The sequence below is a fragment of the Pontibacter sp. MBLB2868 genome, from assembly GCF_051904785.1.
In the GTDB taxonomy this organism is placed as follows: Bacteria; Bacteroidota; Bacteroidia; order Cytophagales; family Hymenobacteraceae; genus Pontibacter.
Map to the genome: position 1 here is coordinate 570,070 of NZ_CP196710.1, position 17,003 is coordinate 587,072.

General features: G+C 45.8%; 17 protein-coding genes. 13 read left to right on the forward strand and 4 right to left on the reverse strand.

The window, feature by feature from the left end; genetic code table 11:
* The first annotated feature begins 65 nt into the window (after positions 1-65).
* From hpf to ACSX1A_RS02515, 4 genes are all read left to right on the forward strand, one after another.
* On the forward strand, positions 66-371 hold the full coding sequence (gene hpf / locus ACSX1A_RS02500) for a ribosome hibernation-promoting factor, HPF/YfiA family (protein WP_439882032.1): 306 nt from the start codon (positions 66-68) through the stop codon (positions 369-371).
* Positions 372-543: 172 nt separating this feature from the next.
* The gene (locus tag ACSX1A_RS02505; protein WP_439882033.1) at positions 544-1,326 is read left to right on the forward strand and encodes an SDR family NAD(P)-dependent oxidoreductase; all 783 of its coding nucleotides are present in this window, start codon (positions 544-546) and stop codon (positions 1,324-1,326) included.
* A gap of 56 nt (positions 1,327-1,382) precedes the next feature.
* Positions 1,383-2,018 (forward strand): DsbA family protein, encoded by a 636-nt coding sequence (locus ACSX1A_RS02510; RefSeq protein ID WP_439882034.1) that lies wholly within the window; start codon positions 1,383-1,385, stop codon positions 2,016-2,018.
* A gap of 246 nt (positions 2,019-2,264) precedes the next feature.
* Positions 2,265-2,624 carry a DUF1801 domain-containing protein gene (locus ACSX1A_RS02515; RefSeq protein WP_439882035.1) on the forward strand — a complete coding sequence of 120 codons (360 nt, stop codon included), beginning with the start codon at positions 2,265-2,267 and terminating at the stop codon, positions 2,622-2,624.
* Here the strand turns inward: ACSX1A_RS02515 and ACSX1A_RS02520 are convergent.
* Positions 2,621-3,547, reverse strand: coding sequence for a cation diffusion facilitator family transporter (locus ACSX1A_RS02520; RefSeq protein WP_439882036.1), 927 nt, complete (start codon positions 3,545-3,547; stop codon positions 2,621-2,623). The genes ACSX1A_RS02515 and ACSX1A_RS02520 overlap by 4 nt on opposite strands.
* A 155-nt stretch (positions 3,548-3,702) precedes the next feature.
* Here ACSX1A_RS02520 and ACSX1A_RS02525 point away from each other — a divergent pair, with 155 nt between their 5' ends.
* The 4 genes from ACSX1A_RS02525 to ACSX1A_RS02540 all read left to right on the forward strand — a co-directional run bounded on the left by ACSX1A_RS02525 (position 3,703) and on the right by ACSX1A_RS02540 (position 8,211).
* On the forward strand, positions 3,703-4,386 hold the full coding sequence (locus ACSX1A_RS02525; RefSeq protein ID WP_439882037.1) for a response regulator transcription factor: 684 nt from the start codon (positions 3,703-3,705) through the stop codon (positions 4,384-4,386).
* Entirely contained in the window at positions 4,383-5,774 is a 1,392-nt protein-coding gene (locus ACSX1A_RS02530; RefSeq protein WP_439882038.1) for an ATP-binding protein, read from the forward strand. Before ACSX1A_RS02525 ends, ACSX1A_RS02530 begins: the two co-directional genes overlap by 4 nt.
* 131 nt (positions 5,775-5,905) lie before the next feature.
* Positions 5,906-7,468, forward strand: coding sequence for a SulP family inorganic anion transporter (locus ACSX1A_RS02535; protein WP_439882039.1), 1,563 nt, complete (start codon positions 5,906-5,908; stop codon positions 7,466-7,468).
* 95 nt (positions 7,469-7,563) lie between these two features.
* Positions 7,564-8,211, forward strand: a complete 648-nt coding sequence (locus ACSX1A_RS02540; RefSeq protein WP_439882040.1) for a carbonic anhydrase — start codon at positions 7,564-7,566, stop codon at positions 8,209-8,211.
* 187 nt (positions 8,212-8,398) lie between these two features.
* On the opposite strand, the gene ACSX1A_RS02545 is transcribed toward ACSX1A_RS02540, so the two are convergent.
* Complete coding sequence (locus tag ACSX1A_RS02545) at positions 8,399-9,190, reverse strand: SWFGD domain-containing protein (protein WP_439882041.1); 792 nt, start codon at positions 9,188-9,190, stop codon at positions 8,399-8,401.
* A 509-nt stretch (positions 9,191-9,699) separates the two neighbouring features.
* Between ACSX1A_RS02545 and ACSX1A_RS02550 the strand changes: the two genes are divergently transcribed.
* Positions 9,700-10,101: a hypothetical protein gene (locus ACSX1A_RS02550; protein ID WP_439882042.1), complete on the forward strand. Its 402-nt coding sequence runs from the start codon at positions 9,700-9,702 to the stop codon at positions 10,099-10,101.
* 56 nt (positions 10,102-10,157) lie between these two features.
* Here ACSX1A_RS02550 and ACSX1A_RS02555 read toward each other — a convergent pair whose 3' ends face one another.
* The gene (locus tag ACSX1A_RS02555) at positions 10,158-12,596 is read right to left on the reverse strand and encodes a DNA topoisomerase 3 (protein WP_439882043.1); all 2,439 of its coding nucleotides are present in this window, start codon (positions 12,594-12,596) and stop codon (positions 10,158-10,160) included.
* Between the two features lie 315 nt (positions 12,597-12,911).
* Between ACSX1A_RS02555 and ACSX1A_RS02560 the strand changes: the two genes are divergently transcribed.
* The 4 genes from ACSX1A_RS02560 (at position 12,912) to ACSX1A_RS02575 (ending at position 15,550) form a co-directional block, all read left to right on the forward strand.
* On the forward strand, positions 12,912-13,742 hold the full coding sequence (locus ACSX1A_RS02560) for a metallophosphoesterase family protein (RefSeq protein ID WP_439882044.1): 831 nt from the start codon (positions 12,912-12,914) through the stop codon (positions 13,740-13,742).
* A gap of 10 nt (positions 13,743-13,752) precedes the next feature.
* Positions 13,753-14,361: a hypothetical protein gene (locus ACSX1A_RS02565; protein ID WP_439882045.1), complete on the forward strand. Its 609-nt coding sequence runs from the start codon at positions 13,753-13,755 to the stop codon at positions 14,359-14,361.
* 52 nt (positions 14,362-14,413) lie between these two features.
* On the forward strand, positions 14,414-14,635 hold the full coding sequence (locus tag ACSX1A_RS02570; protein WP_439882046.1) for a DUF2905 domain-containing protein: 222 nt from the start codon (positions 14,414-14,416) through the stop codon (positions 14,633-14,635).
* Positions 14,636-14,785: 150 nt separating this feature from the next.
* Positions 14,786-15,550, forward strand: coding sequence for a YdcF family protein (locus ACSX1A_RS02575; RefSeq protein ID WP_439882047.1), 765 nt, complete (start codon positions 14,786-14,788; stop codon positions 15,548-15,550).
* 3 nt (positions 15,551-15,553) lie between these two features.
* Here the strand turns inward: ACSX1A_RS02575 and ACSX1A_RS02580 are convergent, their stop codons facing one another.
* A complete protein-coding gene (locus tag ACSX1A_RS02580) occupies positions 15,554-16,915 on the reverse strand; it encodes an NAD-dependent succinate-semialdehyde dehydrogenase (RefSeq protein ID WP_439882048.1) in 1,362 nt (453 codons plus the stop codon).
* Positions 16,916-17,003 lie beyond the last annotated feature (88 nt).

Here is a 17,003-nt window from a genome sequence, read left to right on the forward strand (position 1 = left end):
AAAAGCAAGAGGGGGCTTGCCTCACAGCTGCCCTCTTCAATACATATCATTTAAATAGAAAAGCGATGAATTATACAGAACATTTTGAAGGTATAAAACTGGATGTGCAGGCAGTAGATATTGAGATCTCTGATGCCATACAACAGAATGTGCGGGATATCATATCAAAAATGAAGCGTCATGCTAAAAAAATAGACTCTGTGGATGTATACTTCAAAGAGGAAGCCAGCCATGCCACGAAAGCCAAAAGTGTTCATATGCGGGTTGGTATTCCTGGCAATGATGTATTTGCGCAGGATGAAGGCGATAACTGGTATGAACTGCTAAAGAACGTAGAAGGAAAATTAAAGCGGCAGTTAGAAAAAAGGTAAAATTGTGTTCTTTTTTCAGTTCAAGCCCGGAGCACCTGAAGGTAAAACCTTTTAGTGTTGCGGGCTTGCTGTTTGTTGCAGCACCCCCGCAACAGTCAATATAATTTAGTACTGCCTGGTTATCTGATAGCAGGTATTGTAACAGTAATTTAACAAAGTATAACAGCTAGGTATGGCAGACACAAACTATTCGGGTAAAACAATTCTAATTACTGGCGGAGCACAGGGCATTGGTTTTGGTATGGCGCAGGCCTTTGCTGCGGCAGGTGGCAATGTCGTAATAGCAGACTCGGATGAAGAAGCAGGGGAACAGGCTGTAAAAAGCCTGAAAAAGCTACAGCTGGAAGTGCTTTTTATACCTTGCGATGTGAGTAAAGAACAGGAGGTGGAGGAGCTAATGCAGCGAGTGGAGGAGAAATATGGCCAGTTAAACGCACTGATAAATAATGCCGGCATTGCGGACCCTTTTATGGGCTCTTTAGATGCACTTGATATGGCTGAATTTGACCAGGTATTGAGCGTAAACCTGCGGGGGCCACTGCTGTGCGCAAAGTATGCGCTCCCATTGCTTAAAAAGGCAAAGCATCCGGTAATTTTAAATATCTCCAGCACGAGGGCTTTTATGTCTGAGCCTAACACTTTTGCCTATACCGCATCTAAGGGTGGCCTTGAAGCACTGACTCATTCCCTTGCCGTTAGCTTATCTAAAGAAGGAGTTAGGGTAAATGCCATCGCGCCAGGATGGATCGAAACAGGCGGATGGCAGAAAGAGGATGCCGGTCAAGCGCCACAACACACAAAACAAGACCAGGAGCAGCATTTGGTAGGCAGAGTGGGCATGCCCGCTGACATTGCTGAAGCAGCATTGTTCCTGTGCTCAGAAAAAGCTGGTTTTATCACTGGCCAATCGCTGACAATAGACGGAGGTATGACAGTGAAAATGATTTATGTCTGATTTTGCCTAACCCTTAGGCACTGAAAAAAGTAAACAAAAGGCAAAACCAGACAGTCGTGCGTATCCCAGGAGCCCCAACATTAATCTACGTTACAAACCCCATGTGTGCATGGTGCTATGGCTTTACAGCAGTAGTGCGCCGGCTAAAAGCACTGTGGCAGGGTCGGTTAAACGTGCAGGTGCTACTTGGAGACCTGAATGCACATGCTACAGAACCCCTGCAACAGCAGGAAAAGGAGCGTCTGGCAGTTAGCTGGCATCGGGTACAGGAGCGTACGTACCTGCCTTTCGATTACCGATTTTTTAAGCAACAGGACTTGGTATACGATACGGAACCTGCCTGCAGAGCCTTGCTTTGCGTGAGGTTGTTACGCCCTGTGCTTACGCTTGAGGTGCTACGGGCCATGCATTCCGCTTTTTATGTAGATGGGCTTGACCTGAAAAGAACGGAAGTACTGGTGCGTATTGTAGGCTTGTTCGGTATCCCCGAAAACCTGTTCCTGACACTGTTTGAGTCAGATGAAATTCTGGAGCAGCTGGAGGAGGAATTCGGCTATGTAGATGATATCGGAGCCACTAGTTTTCCCAGTGTTTTCCTGGTTACGGAGTATGGTGCAGAGGAGCTGTCCAAGGGCTTTTGTGAGTTGCACGAACTGGAGCAGCGCCTGCTACAGGTAATGTCTGTAAGATAGATGTAACGACATATATTTTATAAAACGCCACATTTCTAAACATTTATTTAACTTACCTGTTTTAAGGCAAGTTAATTCCTTTAGCAGTTTGAAACCCAGTTTTCTACATTAAAATATAGCAGACGTTAATACAACGCTGATCTGCTTTTTCTACTATAATTCGTACAGAATTTTATTGCCTAAATATTACAATCTTCGTATATTTAGGAGCTAGAGTATAAGCTCTATACTGTCACCTGAACCTATATGAGAAGCAAAACATCAACAAACCAAGTAGACGAGTATCTCGAAAACCTGACTCCTGAAAAACAATTGCTGGCGCATGAGATCCGCCGCATCATCCATGCCTCTGTGGCGCACCTGGAGGAGAGTGTGCGCTGGGACTGTGCCTGTTACTTTTTTTATGGACCGGTATGCTATTTTGTTTCTTCGCGCAGTGGCATTCACTTCGGCTTCTTCCGGGGTAAGGAACTGTCTGACCCGAATCGCAGACTTGTTAGCCGTAACGGGCAGAACCCTCATATCAAGATCCGCTCTATAGAGGATATTGATGAAAACTATTTTGGGGAACTGGTGCGCGAGGCCGTGTTGCTAAACCAAAATTAAATAGCCGGCTCGCAGCCTTCATGGCTGCACTCTTCACTAGGCAATTCCAGTTCAATCGTAACATGGCTGATATCCATGTCAGCCATTGCTGTACGTACTTGTTGCTTAATTACTTCAGCTTCAGCCAGGCTGGTGTGGTTGGGCACTACTGCATGCAGGGTAAGGATGTTGTATGTGCCATCCATCGTCCAGATGTGCAGGTCGTGCACTGCCTGTACGCTTGGCAATTGTACGAGCTTCGTTTTAACTTCATCCAGGTTCACATTGGCGGGCGTTCCCTGCAGCATGATCTTTAAGCCGTGGCGCAGGTTTTGAACTACGTTGTACAATACATAAATGGTGATGCCAATAGAGAGCAGAGGGTCAATCACGGGCAGGTCGAAGAAATAAAGAACGATACCTCCAACCAACACTGCTACCCAGCCTAAAACATCTTCCAGCAGGTGTAACCTTACGACGCGTTCGTTAAGCGAATCACCACTTTTAAGCCGCAGAACGGCAGCACCGTTCACAACAATACCAAGTATGGCAAAGCCGATCATACCCGGTGCGTTTACTGGTTCCGGGTGTAGAATGCGCGGGATCGCCTCTGATAAAATAAAGCCTGAACCTACTAAAAGGATAACGGAGTTGATAATTGCCCCGAGCAGTGAGAAGCGCTTGTAGCCAAACGTAAATTCCTTATCACGGTCTTTTTTTGCCACTTTCTCAAAATACCAGGCAAGGCCCAGTGAAAGAGAGTCCCCGAGGTCATGGAGGGCATCGGAAAGTATGGCCACGCTGTTTATCATCAGGCCGCCTACCAGTTCAAGTATCGTAAACCCAAAGTTAAGGAAGAAAGCTACTTTGATATTCTCGCCCGCATGATGATGATGGTGCCCCGGGCCGTGGCTATGGTTATGATTGTGGTGTTCGTGTGCCATTCTAATCCGGAAACGACTGTTATTTACTTAAGATTCCTAAACTGTAAACAAGGCAGCATTGTACAGGTTACAACGCTGCTTTGTAACTTTGCCAGAATTGGCAAGTTAGTTAAATTAATCAGGTTGCTAAACCATTACACCTTTTACGATGACCAATGAAGATACTGCTGATTGAAGATGAGCCTAAGGTTGCCGCTTTTATAAAGAGAGGGCTGGAGGAGCAGAGCTATGAAGTGACGCAGGCCTACGACGGTGTATTTGGCGTGAAAATGGCGCTGCAGGACGAGTATGACCTGATCATTCTGGATGTGATCCTGCCAAACATGAATGGGTTTGAAGTTTGCCGTGAAATCCGGAAGCATAACAGTAACGTGGCAATCCTGATGCTGACAGCCCTCGGAAACACAGATGATAAGATTACAGGACTTGATGCCGGCGCTGACGATTACCTGACTAAGCCTTTTGAGTTTAAGGAACTGCTGGCACGGATCAGGGCACTGAAACGACGCGGCTCAGAAAGTAGTGTGGGGGAGGTACTGCAGATCGCCGACCTGGAACTTGATGTGGCCAAGAAAACAGTGACACGTGGAGGCAGGCAGATTAACCTTACTGCCCGTGAGTTTACCTTGCTGTATTACCTGCTCCGTAACCAGGGCCGGGTAGTGTCGCGGGTGGATATTACAGAGCAGGTTTGGGAAACATCCTTTGATACTGGCAGCAACGTGATCGATGTATACATTAATTTTCTGCGTAAAAAGATAGATAAAGATCAGGATAACAAACTGATACATACATTGGTGGGTATGGGCTATGTGCTAAAGGAGCAGGATAAAGTATGAAGATCAGATACAGGCTTACACTTCAGTTTGCAAGCATTATTGCCCTCATCCTTATTCTGTTTTCCCTGGTAGTATACTATTTCACCTCGCTTTACCGGCAGAATGATTTTTTTGAACGCATACATAAGCGGGCATATATAACTGCCCGGTATATACTGGATGCGGATGAAAGCAGTGAAGAGCAGCGGCGGCAAAACCAGATAAGCTATTACCAGGTGTTACCTTTTGAGGCGGTGCGCATATACAGCGAAAATGGAGAGCTTGTATTTGCAGAAGGTAAAGGCAGGTTTGGCCTCAGCCCTGCGGTGCTGGAGAAGATAAAAAAGCAGCAGGAGTACCAATACGAGCAGGGGGTGAGGCAGGTAGTGGGCATTTACTACCCCAAGGCAGGGGGCGATTATTATGTACTGGCCTCCTCGATAGATGCTTACAGCCTTCGTAAGTTACAGCACCTTAAAGTAATACTTATTGTGGGCTTCCTGGGCTCCATGGTAGTCGTATTAATTGCTGGCTGGATGTTCTCAAAACAGGCCATGCGCTCCATAACAAAGGTTGTGAGCGAGGTAGAGAAGATCAACGCCAGCGACCTGCACATGCGTCTGAGTAATGCCGAAGGAAAAGACGAGGTATCGCATCTTGCCCAGACTTTTAACAAGATGCTGGACAGGCTGGAGCTGGCTTTCGAAATGCAAAGCACCTTTGTGTCAAATGCTTCGCATGAACTACGCACGCCGCTAACCGCCATGATCGGGGAGCTGGAGGTGGCGCTTATGAAAAAGCGCGAGCCGGAAGAATATGAGCGGGTGCTGCACTCCACCCTGGAAGATGCCAAACTCCTGACGGAACTCTCAAATGGCTTATTGCAAATAGCGCAGGCCAGTATAGATGCCTCAAAAGTAAAGCTGACCAATCTGCGTTTCGATGAACTGGTATGGATGGCCCGCGAGCAGGCGCTAAAGCGCAAACCTGGATCCAGAATTGAGATAGACTTTGAAAAATTTCCGGATGACGAAGACCGCCTGGTCGTAAAGGGAAATGAAGCGCTGTTGCTGATCGCGGTCATGAATGTGTTCGAAAATGCCATCAAGTTTTCACCTCCTGGTCTGCCGGTGCATGGTATTATCCGGCTGAAGAAGCAGGAGGTTTTGCTGGAGGTAAAGGACCAGGGCCTTGGCATTGCACAGGATGACCTGAAGCATGTATTTGTACCCTTCTTCCGGGCAGAAAATGTAAGGAACATAAGCGGACACGGAATAGGCTTGCCACTGGCCGAACGCATCCTTAAGCTACACAAAGCATATATAGAAGTCGACTCACGCATTAACCAGGGTACAACAGTCACGATCCGTATTCCACAGGCTTACACTTTTATTCCTTACCGCCCCTAATTTTAATTTGATTTTAATGTCGTTTTAATCCCAGCTTAATCTCAGGCAGGTAGCTTTGTGACATCATCAGGTAAATGAGCAACATCTTTCTTATGTAGTACAGGTGTGCTTGAATGCCCAAAAAAATCAAAATGAAAAACAGTTCTATTTATCTGGCTAACCTCAGCAAAGACATACCTGCAGGCTTAGTCGTTTTCTTTGTTGCGCTTCCGCTTTGTCTGGGAATTTCACTGGCCTCAGGTGCACCCCTTTTCTCGGGTATAGTTACCGGTATAGTGGGTGGTGTGCTGGTTGCTTGGTTGAGCGGCTCCCAGTTGAGTGTAAGTGGTCCGGCAGCCGGGCTAACAGTTATCGTTTTAAACGGTATCGAAACCCTCGGTTCCTTTGAATCTTTTCTGCTTGCGGTAGTGATTGCCGGTTTTCTGCAGCTATTGCTGGGCTTCATAAAAGCAGGTGTGATCGGGTTATACTTTCCATCTTCCGTGATACGGGGTATGCTTGCAGCAATTGGCCTCATCCTTATTTTAAAGCAGATCCCACACTTTTTAGGGGCCGATGAAGATTTCTTTGGTGAGATGCAGTTCTTTCAGCCGGATGGGCGTAATACCTTCTCGGAATTAACTTATTCGCTCTCTAAGATACAGGTTGGTGCGTTTATCATTGGCCTGGTCTCTTTAGTTGTGCTGCTTCTGTGGGATCTTCCGGCGCTTAAACGCAATAAGTTTCTGAAGCTTGTACCTGGCGCCCTGGTAGCAGTAGTGCTTGCCATTGGTATCAACTTCTTCTTCATGTCTTTCATGCCGGCACTGGCTGTTTCGTCCACGCACCTTGTTAATCTGCCTGTAATAGGTAGCTTTAGCGAACTATCCAGCGAGTTGCAGTTTCTGAGTCTTGAGCAGTTAGCTAACCCATCGCTCTATATTGTAGCTTTTACCATCGCTATTGTGGCCAGCCTCGAAACATTGCTTAGTGTAGAGGCTACTGATAAGCTGGATCCGCACAAGCGCCGCAGCGACACAAACCGGGAGCTAAAAGCACAGGGTGTGGGCAATATTGTAGCGGGCCTGCTGGGAGGTTTACCCATGACAGCCGTTATCGTACGCAGTTCTACCAATGTTGCCGCAGGTGGACAAACTAGAGTATCAGGTTTTGTACATGGCATCTTACTGGCGCTATCTGTTTTTCTGCTAGCAGGAGTGATGAATATGATTCCGCTTTCAGCACTGGCAGCTGTACTGTTAGTAGTGGGTTATAAGCTTACAAAGCCAGCCTTGTTCCGGGCTCAGTTCAAATTAGGCTTTGAGCAGTTCATACCTTTTGTGGTCACAATTCTGGCCATTTTGTTTACCGACCTGTTAATTGGTATCTGTGTAGGACTCGCTGTCGGCGTATTTTATATTCTGAAGGCCAACTATAAATCACCTTATTTCTATCACAAGGAAGAGCATAAAGACCGGGAGGTCATCCGCATAAAATTAAGTGAGCACGTGTCATTCCTCAATAAAGCAAGTATCATTTTGACGCTGGACCATTTGCCTGATAACAGCCATGTGATAATAGATGGAGAAAACTCTGCATTTATTGATTATGATGTGCTGGAATCGATACAGGAATTCAGCAAAACAGCTCACGAGCGTAACATTCAGGTAGAGCTGCTAAATGTGCAAGAAGTAGCTATCATGGATATGCATTAACTTCATTCAGAAAAGAAAAGAGGGCCTTTTATAAGTCATGTTAATTGATTCATTTTGTGCAGCGTACCTCCGTTTGTAAACCCAAGGAATATTTTATGAAAAGAATACTGGCAAATAATAAAAAGTGGGTTGAGCAGAAGCTTAGCGAAGATAAAGAATACTTCAACAAGCTGGCTTTAGGGCAGGAGCCGCGGTACCTGTTCATCGGCTGCTCAGATAGCCGCGTACCAGCAAACGAAATTTCAGGCACAGGACCTGGTGAGATGTTTGTACACCGCAACATCGCGAACATGGTGGTGCATACAGATATGAACCTGCTCTCGGTACTGCATTATGCTGTAGAGGTGCTCAAAGTAAAAGTTATCATCGTATGTGGCCATTACGGTTGCGGTGGTGTGGCTGCTGCTGCAGGTAACAAGCAGTATGGTATGATCGATAATTGGCTGCGTAATATAAAAGATGTTATCAGGCTGCATGAGCGTGAGATAATGAGTATCTACGATGAGGAGCAGCGCCTGCGCCGGCTCGTGGAGCTAAACGTGATCGAGCAGGTGCACAACCTCTCGAAAACATCCATCATTCAGAATGCCATGCGCACCGATGACCCACCAAAGCTTTACGGATTGGTGTATGACATTCAGGAAGGGCTTTTAAGAGATTTGAATGTAGACGTGCCTTCCTTCAAACGTTACGAGCACATATACAGCCTACTGGAAGAAAATAAACAGGCGACTACTACCTGATCAGCTCCCCTCTTTCCAAACATCTGAAGTCTTCTGTCTGTTTGGGGCTTCGATGTAAACCTACATTTTGTAGAAATGAAAAATCCCTGCTGAAGTATCAGCAGGGATTTTTGTGTGGAGTTCATCCACTATCTTAGGTAAAACTTACCATCGGTAACCGTAAGTATGCGGTCGACGGTAGTTGTTTCTACCACTCATAGTCTCTTCTCGAAGACGATCCGTAAGAGTAGGGAGGTCCGCTATAGGTGTTTCCGTAGGAGGAGGAGCTTCTCCCATATCTGTTGTATTCGTCCCTTTCTCTTCTCTCATCCATTCTTCTTCTGCGTTCGGCTTCATCATCACCAAACCATGACTTTATTTCATCGCCGGCACGATCAAAGAATCCCCGGTCATGTCGGTCTCTGTCATAATCCGTGCTGTAGCGGTTTCTGTCATAATCAGATGAATAACGGTCTCTGTCTGTTGAGCCGTAGCTTGAGCCGTATCCATAACCGGTAGAGCCATATGTGCTATAGTTACGGTTTGATCCGTATCTGTTATAATCGTTGTCACGATCATTGTCATTTGTAGCTCTGTCCCAGGCATTGGAAGCACGGTTCTTGGTACGTTCCCAGGTGTTTTCTATTTTGTCACCGGCCCGGTCCCAGCTGTCACGGCCATAACGGTCAGTATCATCGTCAGAACTCCAGCGTCTGTTGCTGCTGTAGTCAGATGAGCCGTAGCCACTGCCATAGTTACCACTGCCATAGTTAGAAGTGCCTGCAGAACGGCCATACGTAGAGGCATTGCCGTAGCCAGAGTTGGCATAAGAATCACGGCCGGAGCCTAGGCCACTAGACCTATAGTTATCGCTATCGTAGCTTCTGTTACGATTCGAGCTGTCAAAGTCGTTAGAGTAATAATTTCTGTGAGATCCTCTTGATTCGGATCTGTAATTGTCATTGTATGGGTTATAACCCGAGTTCTCATAGCTTCTCATAATATTATTATGGTTTAGGTTTAAAAGAATTCATTTACGCATCGCTGTTATAAGCAGCGACTAAGCAGCGACGTGTTTTTTTACGGTGTCAGTTCTGAATTGTTATCTGCGAATAAGAAAATACCCTGAAAAAAAAGCACATTAATTAACAAGCACTGCCGCCTGATTTAGCCTCCCGGGAAATTAATTAAGTTATAAAAGTGGCAACAAGAGGTGAATGATTTATAAAAATTGTACTTTAAAGTATTTATTAAATGATAGGAACAAGGGCTAAACTGCTAAAATACCCTCAAATATGTTAGTGTATATATTTAAACAGCCTTTTTGAAAAATTAAAAAGTAAATTCGATCGTTAACGAATTGTAAACTTTTTTGCTTATTTTTTTGAAGTTAACTAAATATCAATAATTTTACGACTGGTAGCAACTAGCCATTGCACCCTGGAAGTGCAATTTTTATCGGTAAAGTGTATTTCCAAAGGAATAATTCAACTTTTAGCCCATTACTACATGAATTTGAAAACAACGCTGGCTTCTTTGCTTGTTGTAAGCTTGCTTACTTCTTGTGAAGACCTGTTTGAGGATGGCAGCCTCCAACCAGATGGTTCCACGCCAAGCCTTACAGTACATGCCCCGACAAACAACCAGGCTATTACAGCCGCTCAGGGTATGCACCTCGATATTACGGTGGTTGATAAAGACCTTGTACAGGAACTTGAAGTAACCATCAAAGGCGATAATGCAGAGAAAGCGCTCCTGAACTTCAGGAAAAACCCAGCTAAGAATGTAGTGGAATTGGATACACTACTTTCCTTTACAGGAGTTGCCCCAGGCGCTTATACCTTACAATTGAAAGCAACCGACAAACGCACCAACGTGGAGGAACAGGAAATAAAGTTCACGGTGAAATAAACAAACTTGCAAGACTTAAAAGAGAGGGCGCTGCAGTTTGCAGCGCCCTCTCTTTTTTAAAACTGGTAGACAACCTGCCACTGCTCGTTAAAGATCAGGGAAGCATCAAAAGTATCGCCGGTCTTCTCTGAAGTAAAGCCTTTTATCTTTCCCGTTTTCCCTTTCTGCAAAAGCGCGGCTATTTGTTTTTCAGTTAACTGTTTCCCACCTTTTTCAAATGGTACGATTAACTGGCAGCCTTCCCTGAACCTGCTGCAGCCATAAGCTGCCTTCCCTTTTAGCAGTTTCCCCTGCTTACAGCGTGGGCATTGTTCAAAAGGGTCTGTGGCAGCGGCTTTCTCCAGTATCACCTGCTGCTGCGCATCCAGCTTTAAAACGGCATCAAAACTGTTGCCCTGCTCATCTTTGAAGCCTTTTATAAGAGGTGTTTTACCTTTCGTTAACAAGGCCTGTACCTGCTTTTCGGTAAGCTGCCTGCCTTGCTGCTCAATGGGTATCAGAAATCGACATCCCTCTTTAAAACGGATGCAGCCGAACGCTTTTGAGCCTTTCAGGATATGGCCCTCTTTACAAGTAGGGCAGCGGCCTAGTCCTTGGCTGGTCTCCTTGTCTTTGGTGGCCGGAGCAGCAGGCTTTGCTACTTTCTTTTTGGTGGCTGCAGGCCTGTCTTCTTCCTGCTGTGGCTCAATGGTAACTGTGGCCTTGTCATACTTTACCTCCTGCACCAGGCTGATCACAAATTCCTGGAGTTCCTGCAAAAAAGACTCCGCTTTAAATTCACCGCCTTCTATCTGGCGTAGTTTACGTTCCCACTGGCCCGTCATTTCAGCAGATTTCAGCGTCTGGTTCCGAATAACGCCAATCAGGTCAATGCCCATTTGCGTTGGGATGATCTTCTTTTTCTCTTTCCGGATATACTGCCTCTTATACAGTGTTTCGATGATGGCGGCACGGGTAGAGGGGCGCCCAATACCATTTTCTTTGAGTGCCTCTTTTAACTCATCGTCATCAACCTGCTTTCCTGCTGTTTCCATGGCCCGCAGCAAGGTAGCTTCGGTATACTCTTTGGGCGGGTTAGTCATCTTCTTCTCCAAAAGCGGCTCATGTGGCCCGTGCTCCCCGATGTCAAAATGCGGCAGCACCCCGGATGCCTCTTCCTCTTCTTTCGCTTCCCCGTCTTTTGCAATGCTTTCAATCTTCACATCTTCGGCACCATACAGCACCCGCCAGCCTGGCTCAAGTATCTGCTTGCCTCTTACCCGAAACGGATACCCTGCAGATTCTGCCAGCACAGTTGTGTTACTTACGATACAGTCCGGATAAAAAGCAGCTAAGAACCGCCTGGTAATAATATCATACACATCAGCTTCACGGCCATACAGGTTACCTGCTGCTGCACCTGTAGGTATGATGGCGTGGTGATCGGTTACTTTATTATTATTAAAAACTTTTTTAGTCTTTCGGATCTTGGTAGCCAGTAATGGCTCTACTTCCTGGCGGTAATTACTGAGCCCTTGCAGGATGCCCGGTATTTTGGGGTAGATATCGTCTGGCAAGAAAGTAGTATCTACCCTTGGATAGGAGACCACTTTTTTCTCGTACAGGCTTTGCACGGTCTTAAGTGTTTCATCCGCCGACATGCCAAGCTTGTTATTACACTCGATCTGGAGGGAGGTAAGGTCAAATAGCTTTGGCGCTGATTCGGTACCCTTCTTCGTGTCAACGTCTGTGATCTTGAGTTCATCCGCCTTAATGGCCTCCATGATCTTTTGGGCGTCCTCTTCTTTTTGGAACCGGCCATTGGTGCTGGAAAAAGTTGTTTCCCGGTAAATGGTTTTAAGCTCCCAAAAAGGCTGCGGTACAAAGTTGGCGATCTCGTGGTGCCTGTTCACGATCATGGCCAGGGTGGGTGTTTGTACCCTGCCTATAGAAAGCGTTTGGCGGCTGCCGTTGGCGTACTTCAATGTGAAAAGCCTGGTTGCATTAAGGCCCAGCAGCCAATCGCCGATGGCGCGGCTCTTACCCGCCTGGTACAATGAATCGAAATCGGAACCCGGTTTTAATTGTGCAAAACCCTGACGAATGGCATCTTCGGTAAGTGAAGAGATCCAGAGACGTTTAAAAGGTTTTTTATACTTGGCTTCAGTTAACACCCAGCGCTGGATAACTTCTCCTTCCTGTCCGGCATCCCCGCAATTGATCACTTCCTCCGCTCTCTCAAGCAGGGCTTTGATGATCTTGAACTGCTTCTGCACGCCAGCGTCTTTCATCAGTTTAATGCCATAGCGCTCTGGCAGCATGGGCAGGTCATACAGGCTCCATCGCTTCCACTCAGGGCGGTAATCGTCAGGTTCACGCAGCGTACAGAAGTGTCCGAAGGTCCAGGTTACCTGGTAGCCGTTTCCTTCGTAGTAGCCATCTTTCTTGGTTTTGGCTCCTAACACCATGGCAATCTCACGGGCTACACTCGGTTTCTCAGCAATGCAAACTTTCAAGTTTGTAGGGGTTTAAGTGAACTCAACAAGACTCAAATTTAAGGTTTTTAAGTATGAACTGCGAATTATAAAAGCTATAAAAAGGACTCATTTACAACTAGCAAACTAACTGATATTACCGGAATAGGAAAGGGCAGTTTGTTAGAATATGAACATCATTGTTTGGTTCTGGTGGCAATTGTGGAATGTGTGTCGTTGAAAAATTAAATTTTAGCAATAATCTTTATGAATAAAAATGATGGTACATTATTAACGTACCTCCAAGTAGTGCGAGCTATTATTAATAAATAATAGTGATAGTATACTAGATAAGATATGCTTATAAAATTACATGGAGTTAGCCGGGTACTATTTACTGCATTCATATTTCTTTCATTGGCTTTTTTTACCCAGGCCTGCGAAGAGTTTGAATACAGCCCTTATGAAGTGCGGTTAAACGAGAATGAAAAAGATATAAACCTTCGGAACATACAGCGTATTGAAGCGCTTGACATTTCACCGGAGGGTTCATACAGCTTTATCCTTACAGCGGATGTGCAAGGGTTTTATGAGGAAACAGATGCTTTGGTAAAAGACATTGCCTGGCACCACGCTGATGCAGCATTTGTTTTAGTAGGCGGTGATCTGACAGACTTTGGATTGGCGAAGGAATTCAAAATGATTCACAAAGACTTCAACAGCCTTCCGATGCCATATGTGGCGGTTATAGGCAACCATGATGCTGTAAACAATGGGCAAGAGGTGTTTTCGGCGATGTATGGTGATTATAATACTTCTTTTACCATTGGCAACAGTAAATTCATTCTTTTGAACACCAATTACATCGAGTTTGATAAAAAGGTGCCTGACCTTGACTGGCTGGAGCGGGAGCTGGCCGCTTCAGAGGGGTATGAAAATGTCTTTGTTGTATCCCATATTCCTCCGGAAAATGAGGAGTTTGGTGCTGAAAATACTACAAGATACCATAAGCTGTTAAGCCAGTATAAAGTAACGTACTCACTCCACGGCCATAATCATAATTTCAAAGCATATGCTCCTTACGACGGCACAGTACCTTATGTGCAAACAACTACAGCGGAGAAACGAGAGTACCTGCTTTTTACAGTTGAAGGAGATAAGGCGCACTATGAGCGCATTACGTTTTAGCCAGATCAAGATGAAAATTAGACTGCTGCCATTGCTGGTAGTACTTAGTATAGCCCCGTATGTAGCCTGGAGCCAGGATATACCAGATAGCACTTCCACCAGGAAGTGGTACGCCCCGGATGCGATAACGGTGCAATATGCCGGTAACATTGGCATGTTCGCCATTGCCCCAAGTTATAGTTTTGCCAGGGACAAGTTAAACCTGGAGCTTTTTTACGGTTATGTTCCAAAACTAGACGCTGATGAGGCTTTGCATATCGCTACACTAAAGGGAGTATACAAACCTTTTAATAAGGCTCGTCTGCATGAGGATATTTCACTTACACCACTTCGGGTCGGATTAGGATTGAGCTACTATTTCAGGAGCCAGTTCTCTACAAACTGGTCAAATGCTTACCCATCCAGCGACTACTACTGGTGGACGAGTAGCCTGCGCTTAACGGCAGGAGTAGGCCCGGAAGTTACTTATACTTTACCCTCAAATAATGTTTTTAAGGACGTAAGCTTCTACGGTGAAGTGAATACCTATGATTTGATCGTTACTTCGGCCGTGAAAGACCCGACTCTTTCTGCCTGGGATATCTTAAGTTTTTCAGTGGGTGTGCGTGCAGGGTTTTGATGAATTTGCTAACTTTAGTGTATAACCACAACATACATTAAGCGATAAGTTCATGCAGCCCATTGGTAAAATAATTATTTTAGTTGGGGTAGTACTGGTAGTTATAGGTCTGTTTGTTTGGCTGGCAGGCGACAAGCTTAGCTGGTTTGGGCATCTGCCTGGCGATATTCGGGTAGAGCGGAAAAATATGCGCTTTTATGCTCCGATCACCAGTATGATATTGGTGAGCATCTTGCTATCGTTGCTGCTTTGGGTATTCCGGAAATTCTTTTAGGCTCATTTCCTCACTTGCATATACTTTGTTAACTTGCTTGCTTCAAAGCTAAGCGGCACATGAAAGTCAAGCTCCATAAAGATATAATTGCTATCCTGACCATGGTGCTGGTGTTTTTACTGCTTTGGCTTTTCTTCTGATCCATAGCGCATGTTCTTCCTGTTATCCAAAACGCTTCACTTCCTGCTGATGCCCTATATCTGGGTGTTGCTACTGATGTTCCTGGCACTTTTTCTGCGCTCACAAAAATGGCGCAGAATATCCTTGATTTCCTCGCTTGTAATTCTGGTTGTACTTTCTAACCCGTTTTTATCTAATGAGGCGTGGCGTGCCTGGGAGGTAGAGCCGATGCCTGTAAAAGATGTGGTAGATTATGATGTGGCCGTTATACTTACAGGTGTTACTTCTTACCGCGAAGACGTGCCTGACAGGATCCATACTTCCAAAGGGGCTGACCGTTTTCTTCATCCCCTGATGTTATACCGCATGGGTAAGATCAAGAAGTTCTTCGTGACGGGTGGGAGTGGCTATATTTTGAAAGACAGGATTCCTGAGGCAGACCAGATAAAGAAGATACTTGTTTTGGCAGGTGTACCTGCCACAGACATTATTACAGAGAGCAGCAGCCGGAACACCCGTGAAAATGCACAACACACGGCAGATCAATTACGCAACCACCCCGAATGGAAGAAAGTCCTGTTGGTGACGTCTGCCTTCCACATGCGCCGGGCAGCAGCTTGTTTTAAAAAGGCCGGGGTAAAGGCAGACAGCTTTACAGCTGACTTTTACGGTTATGAGCGCCGCTTTACCCCGGATGAACTTATAATTCCTAATATTGCTGCCTTCAGTTCCTGGCACTTATTGATACATGAAGTATCAGGTTTCCTGATCTACAAGCTATTGGGCTACTGCTAGTTTTTATGCAACCCAAATGCTTTTCTGATTTACAAACTCCCGGATGCCCAGGTAAGATAGCTCACGGCCATAACCTGATTTTTTGATGCCGCCAAAAGGCATTTCAGGAGAGGATGCAACCAACGCATTTACAAACATAGCACCTGTCTCCACTTTTCTGGCAACGCGCAAACCCCGCGCTTTGTCTTGCGTCCAGACAGCGCCACCAAGGCCGAACCTGGAGTCGTTGGCAACTGCGATGGCTTCTTCTTCATCTTTAACGATGATCACCGCCGCAACAGGCCCAAACATTTCTTCTTCGTAAGCAGGCATTCCTGGCTTCACATTTTTCAGGATCATTGGCTTAAAATAAGCATTATCCTTTGCATCACGTCCGCCATCCAGCACTATTTCCGCACCTTTTTCAACAGAGGCTTTCACTTGTTTTTCCAGGTCCTCAGCAAGGTCTATGCGTGCCAGGGGCCCGTAATCCACATCCTGCATGGGGTCGCCTGTTTTAAGGTTTGCCATCTTTTCCTTCATTTTAGAAAGAAACGCATCAGCTATACTTTCAACAACAATAAAGCGCTTGGCAGCTATGCAACTTTGGCCGGTATTCACCATCCTTGATTTTACAGCCACTTCTGCTGCCTGTTCCAGGTCGGCATCTTCCAATACAATAAACGGGTCGCTGCCGCCTAGCTCCAGAACTGTTTTCTTTATTTCACTACCTGCTTTCTCAGCTACTTTAGAACCGGCAACTTCGCTCCCGGTCAGGGTAACTGCTTTTACCAAAGGATTTTCAATAACGGCATTCACTTCCCTGGAGCCTATCAGCAGCGTCTGGAAAACATCGTCAGGGAAGCCTGCTCTGCGCACGATCTCCTCAATAGCCAGTGCGCATTGCGGTACGTTGGAAGCGTGCTTTAAAACGCCCACATTGCCGGCCATCAGGGCAGGAGCCAGAAAGCGGTATGCCTGCCAGAAAGGAAAGTTCCAGGGCATAATGGCCAGCACAACTCCCAGCGGCTCATAGGCGATCATACTTGTAGAGGCCGTTGTTTCAATGGTATCATCAGCTAAAAAGTCAGCAGCGTTATCGGCGTAATACCTGCAGGCTTTGGCACATTTCTTTACCTCAGCTATGGCATCCTTCAAAGGCTTGCCCATCTCCAGTGTAATTATCCTGCCATACTTTTCAGCATCCTGTTCCAGTATATCAGCTTGCTTGTGCATGCAACGCGCGCGCTCCTCAAAACTGGTGTTTCGCCAGTTTTGAAAGGCTGCCTGACCCGCTTCAAGTTTTTTACTGATTTCTTCAGGGCTGTCAGAAGTAAATGATTTGATCTCTTCTCCGGTGGCTGGATTTATTGTTTTTATAGACATGCGTGTGTTTAATAGTTAAGTTGTAAATATACGGATTGCTAATAAATCAGGCTGAGGCAGGAACAGCAGCATAACTACTCAGAACATT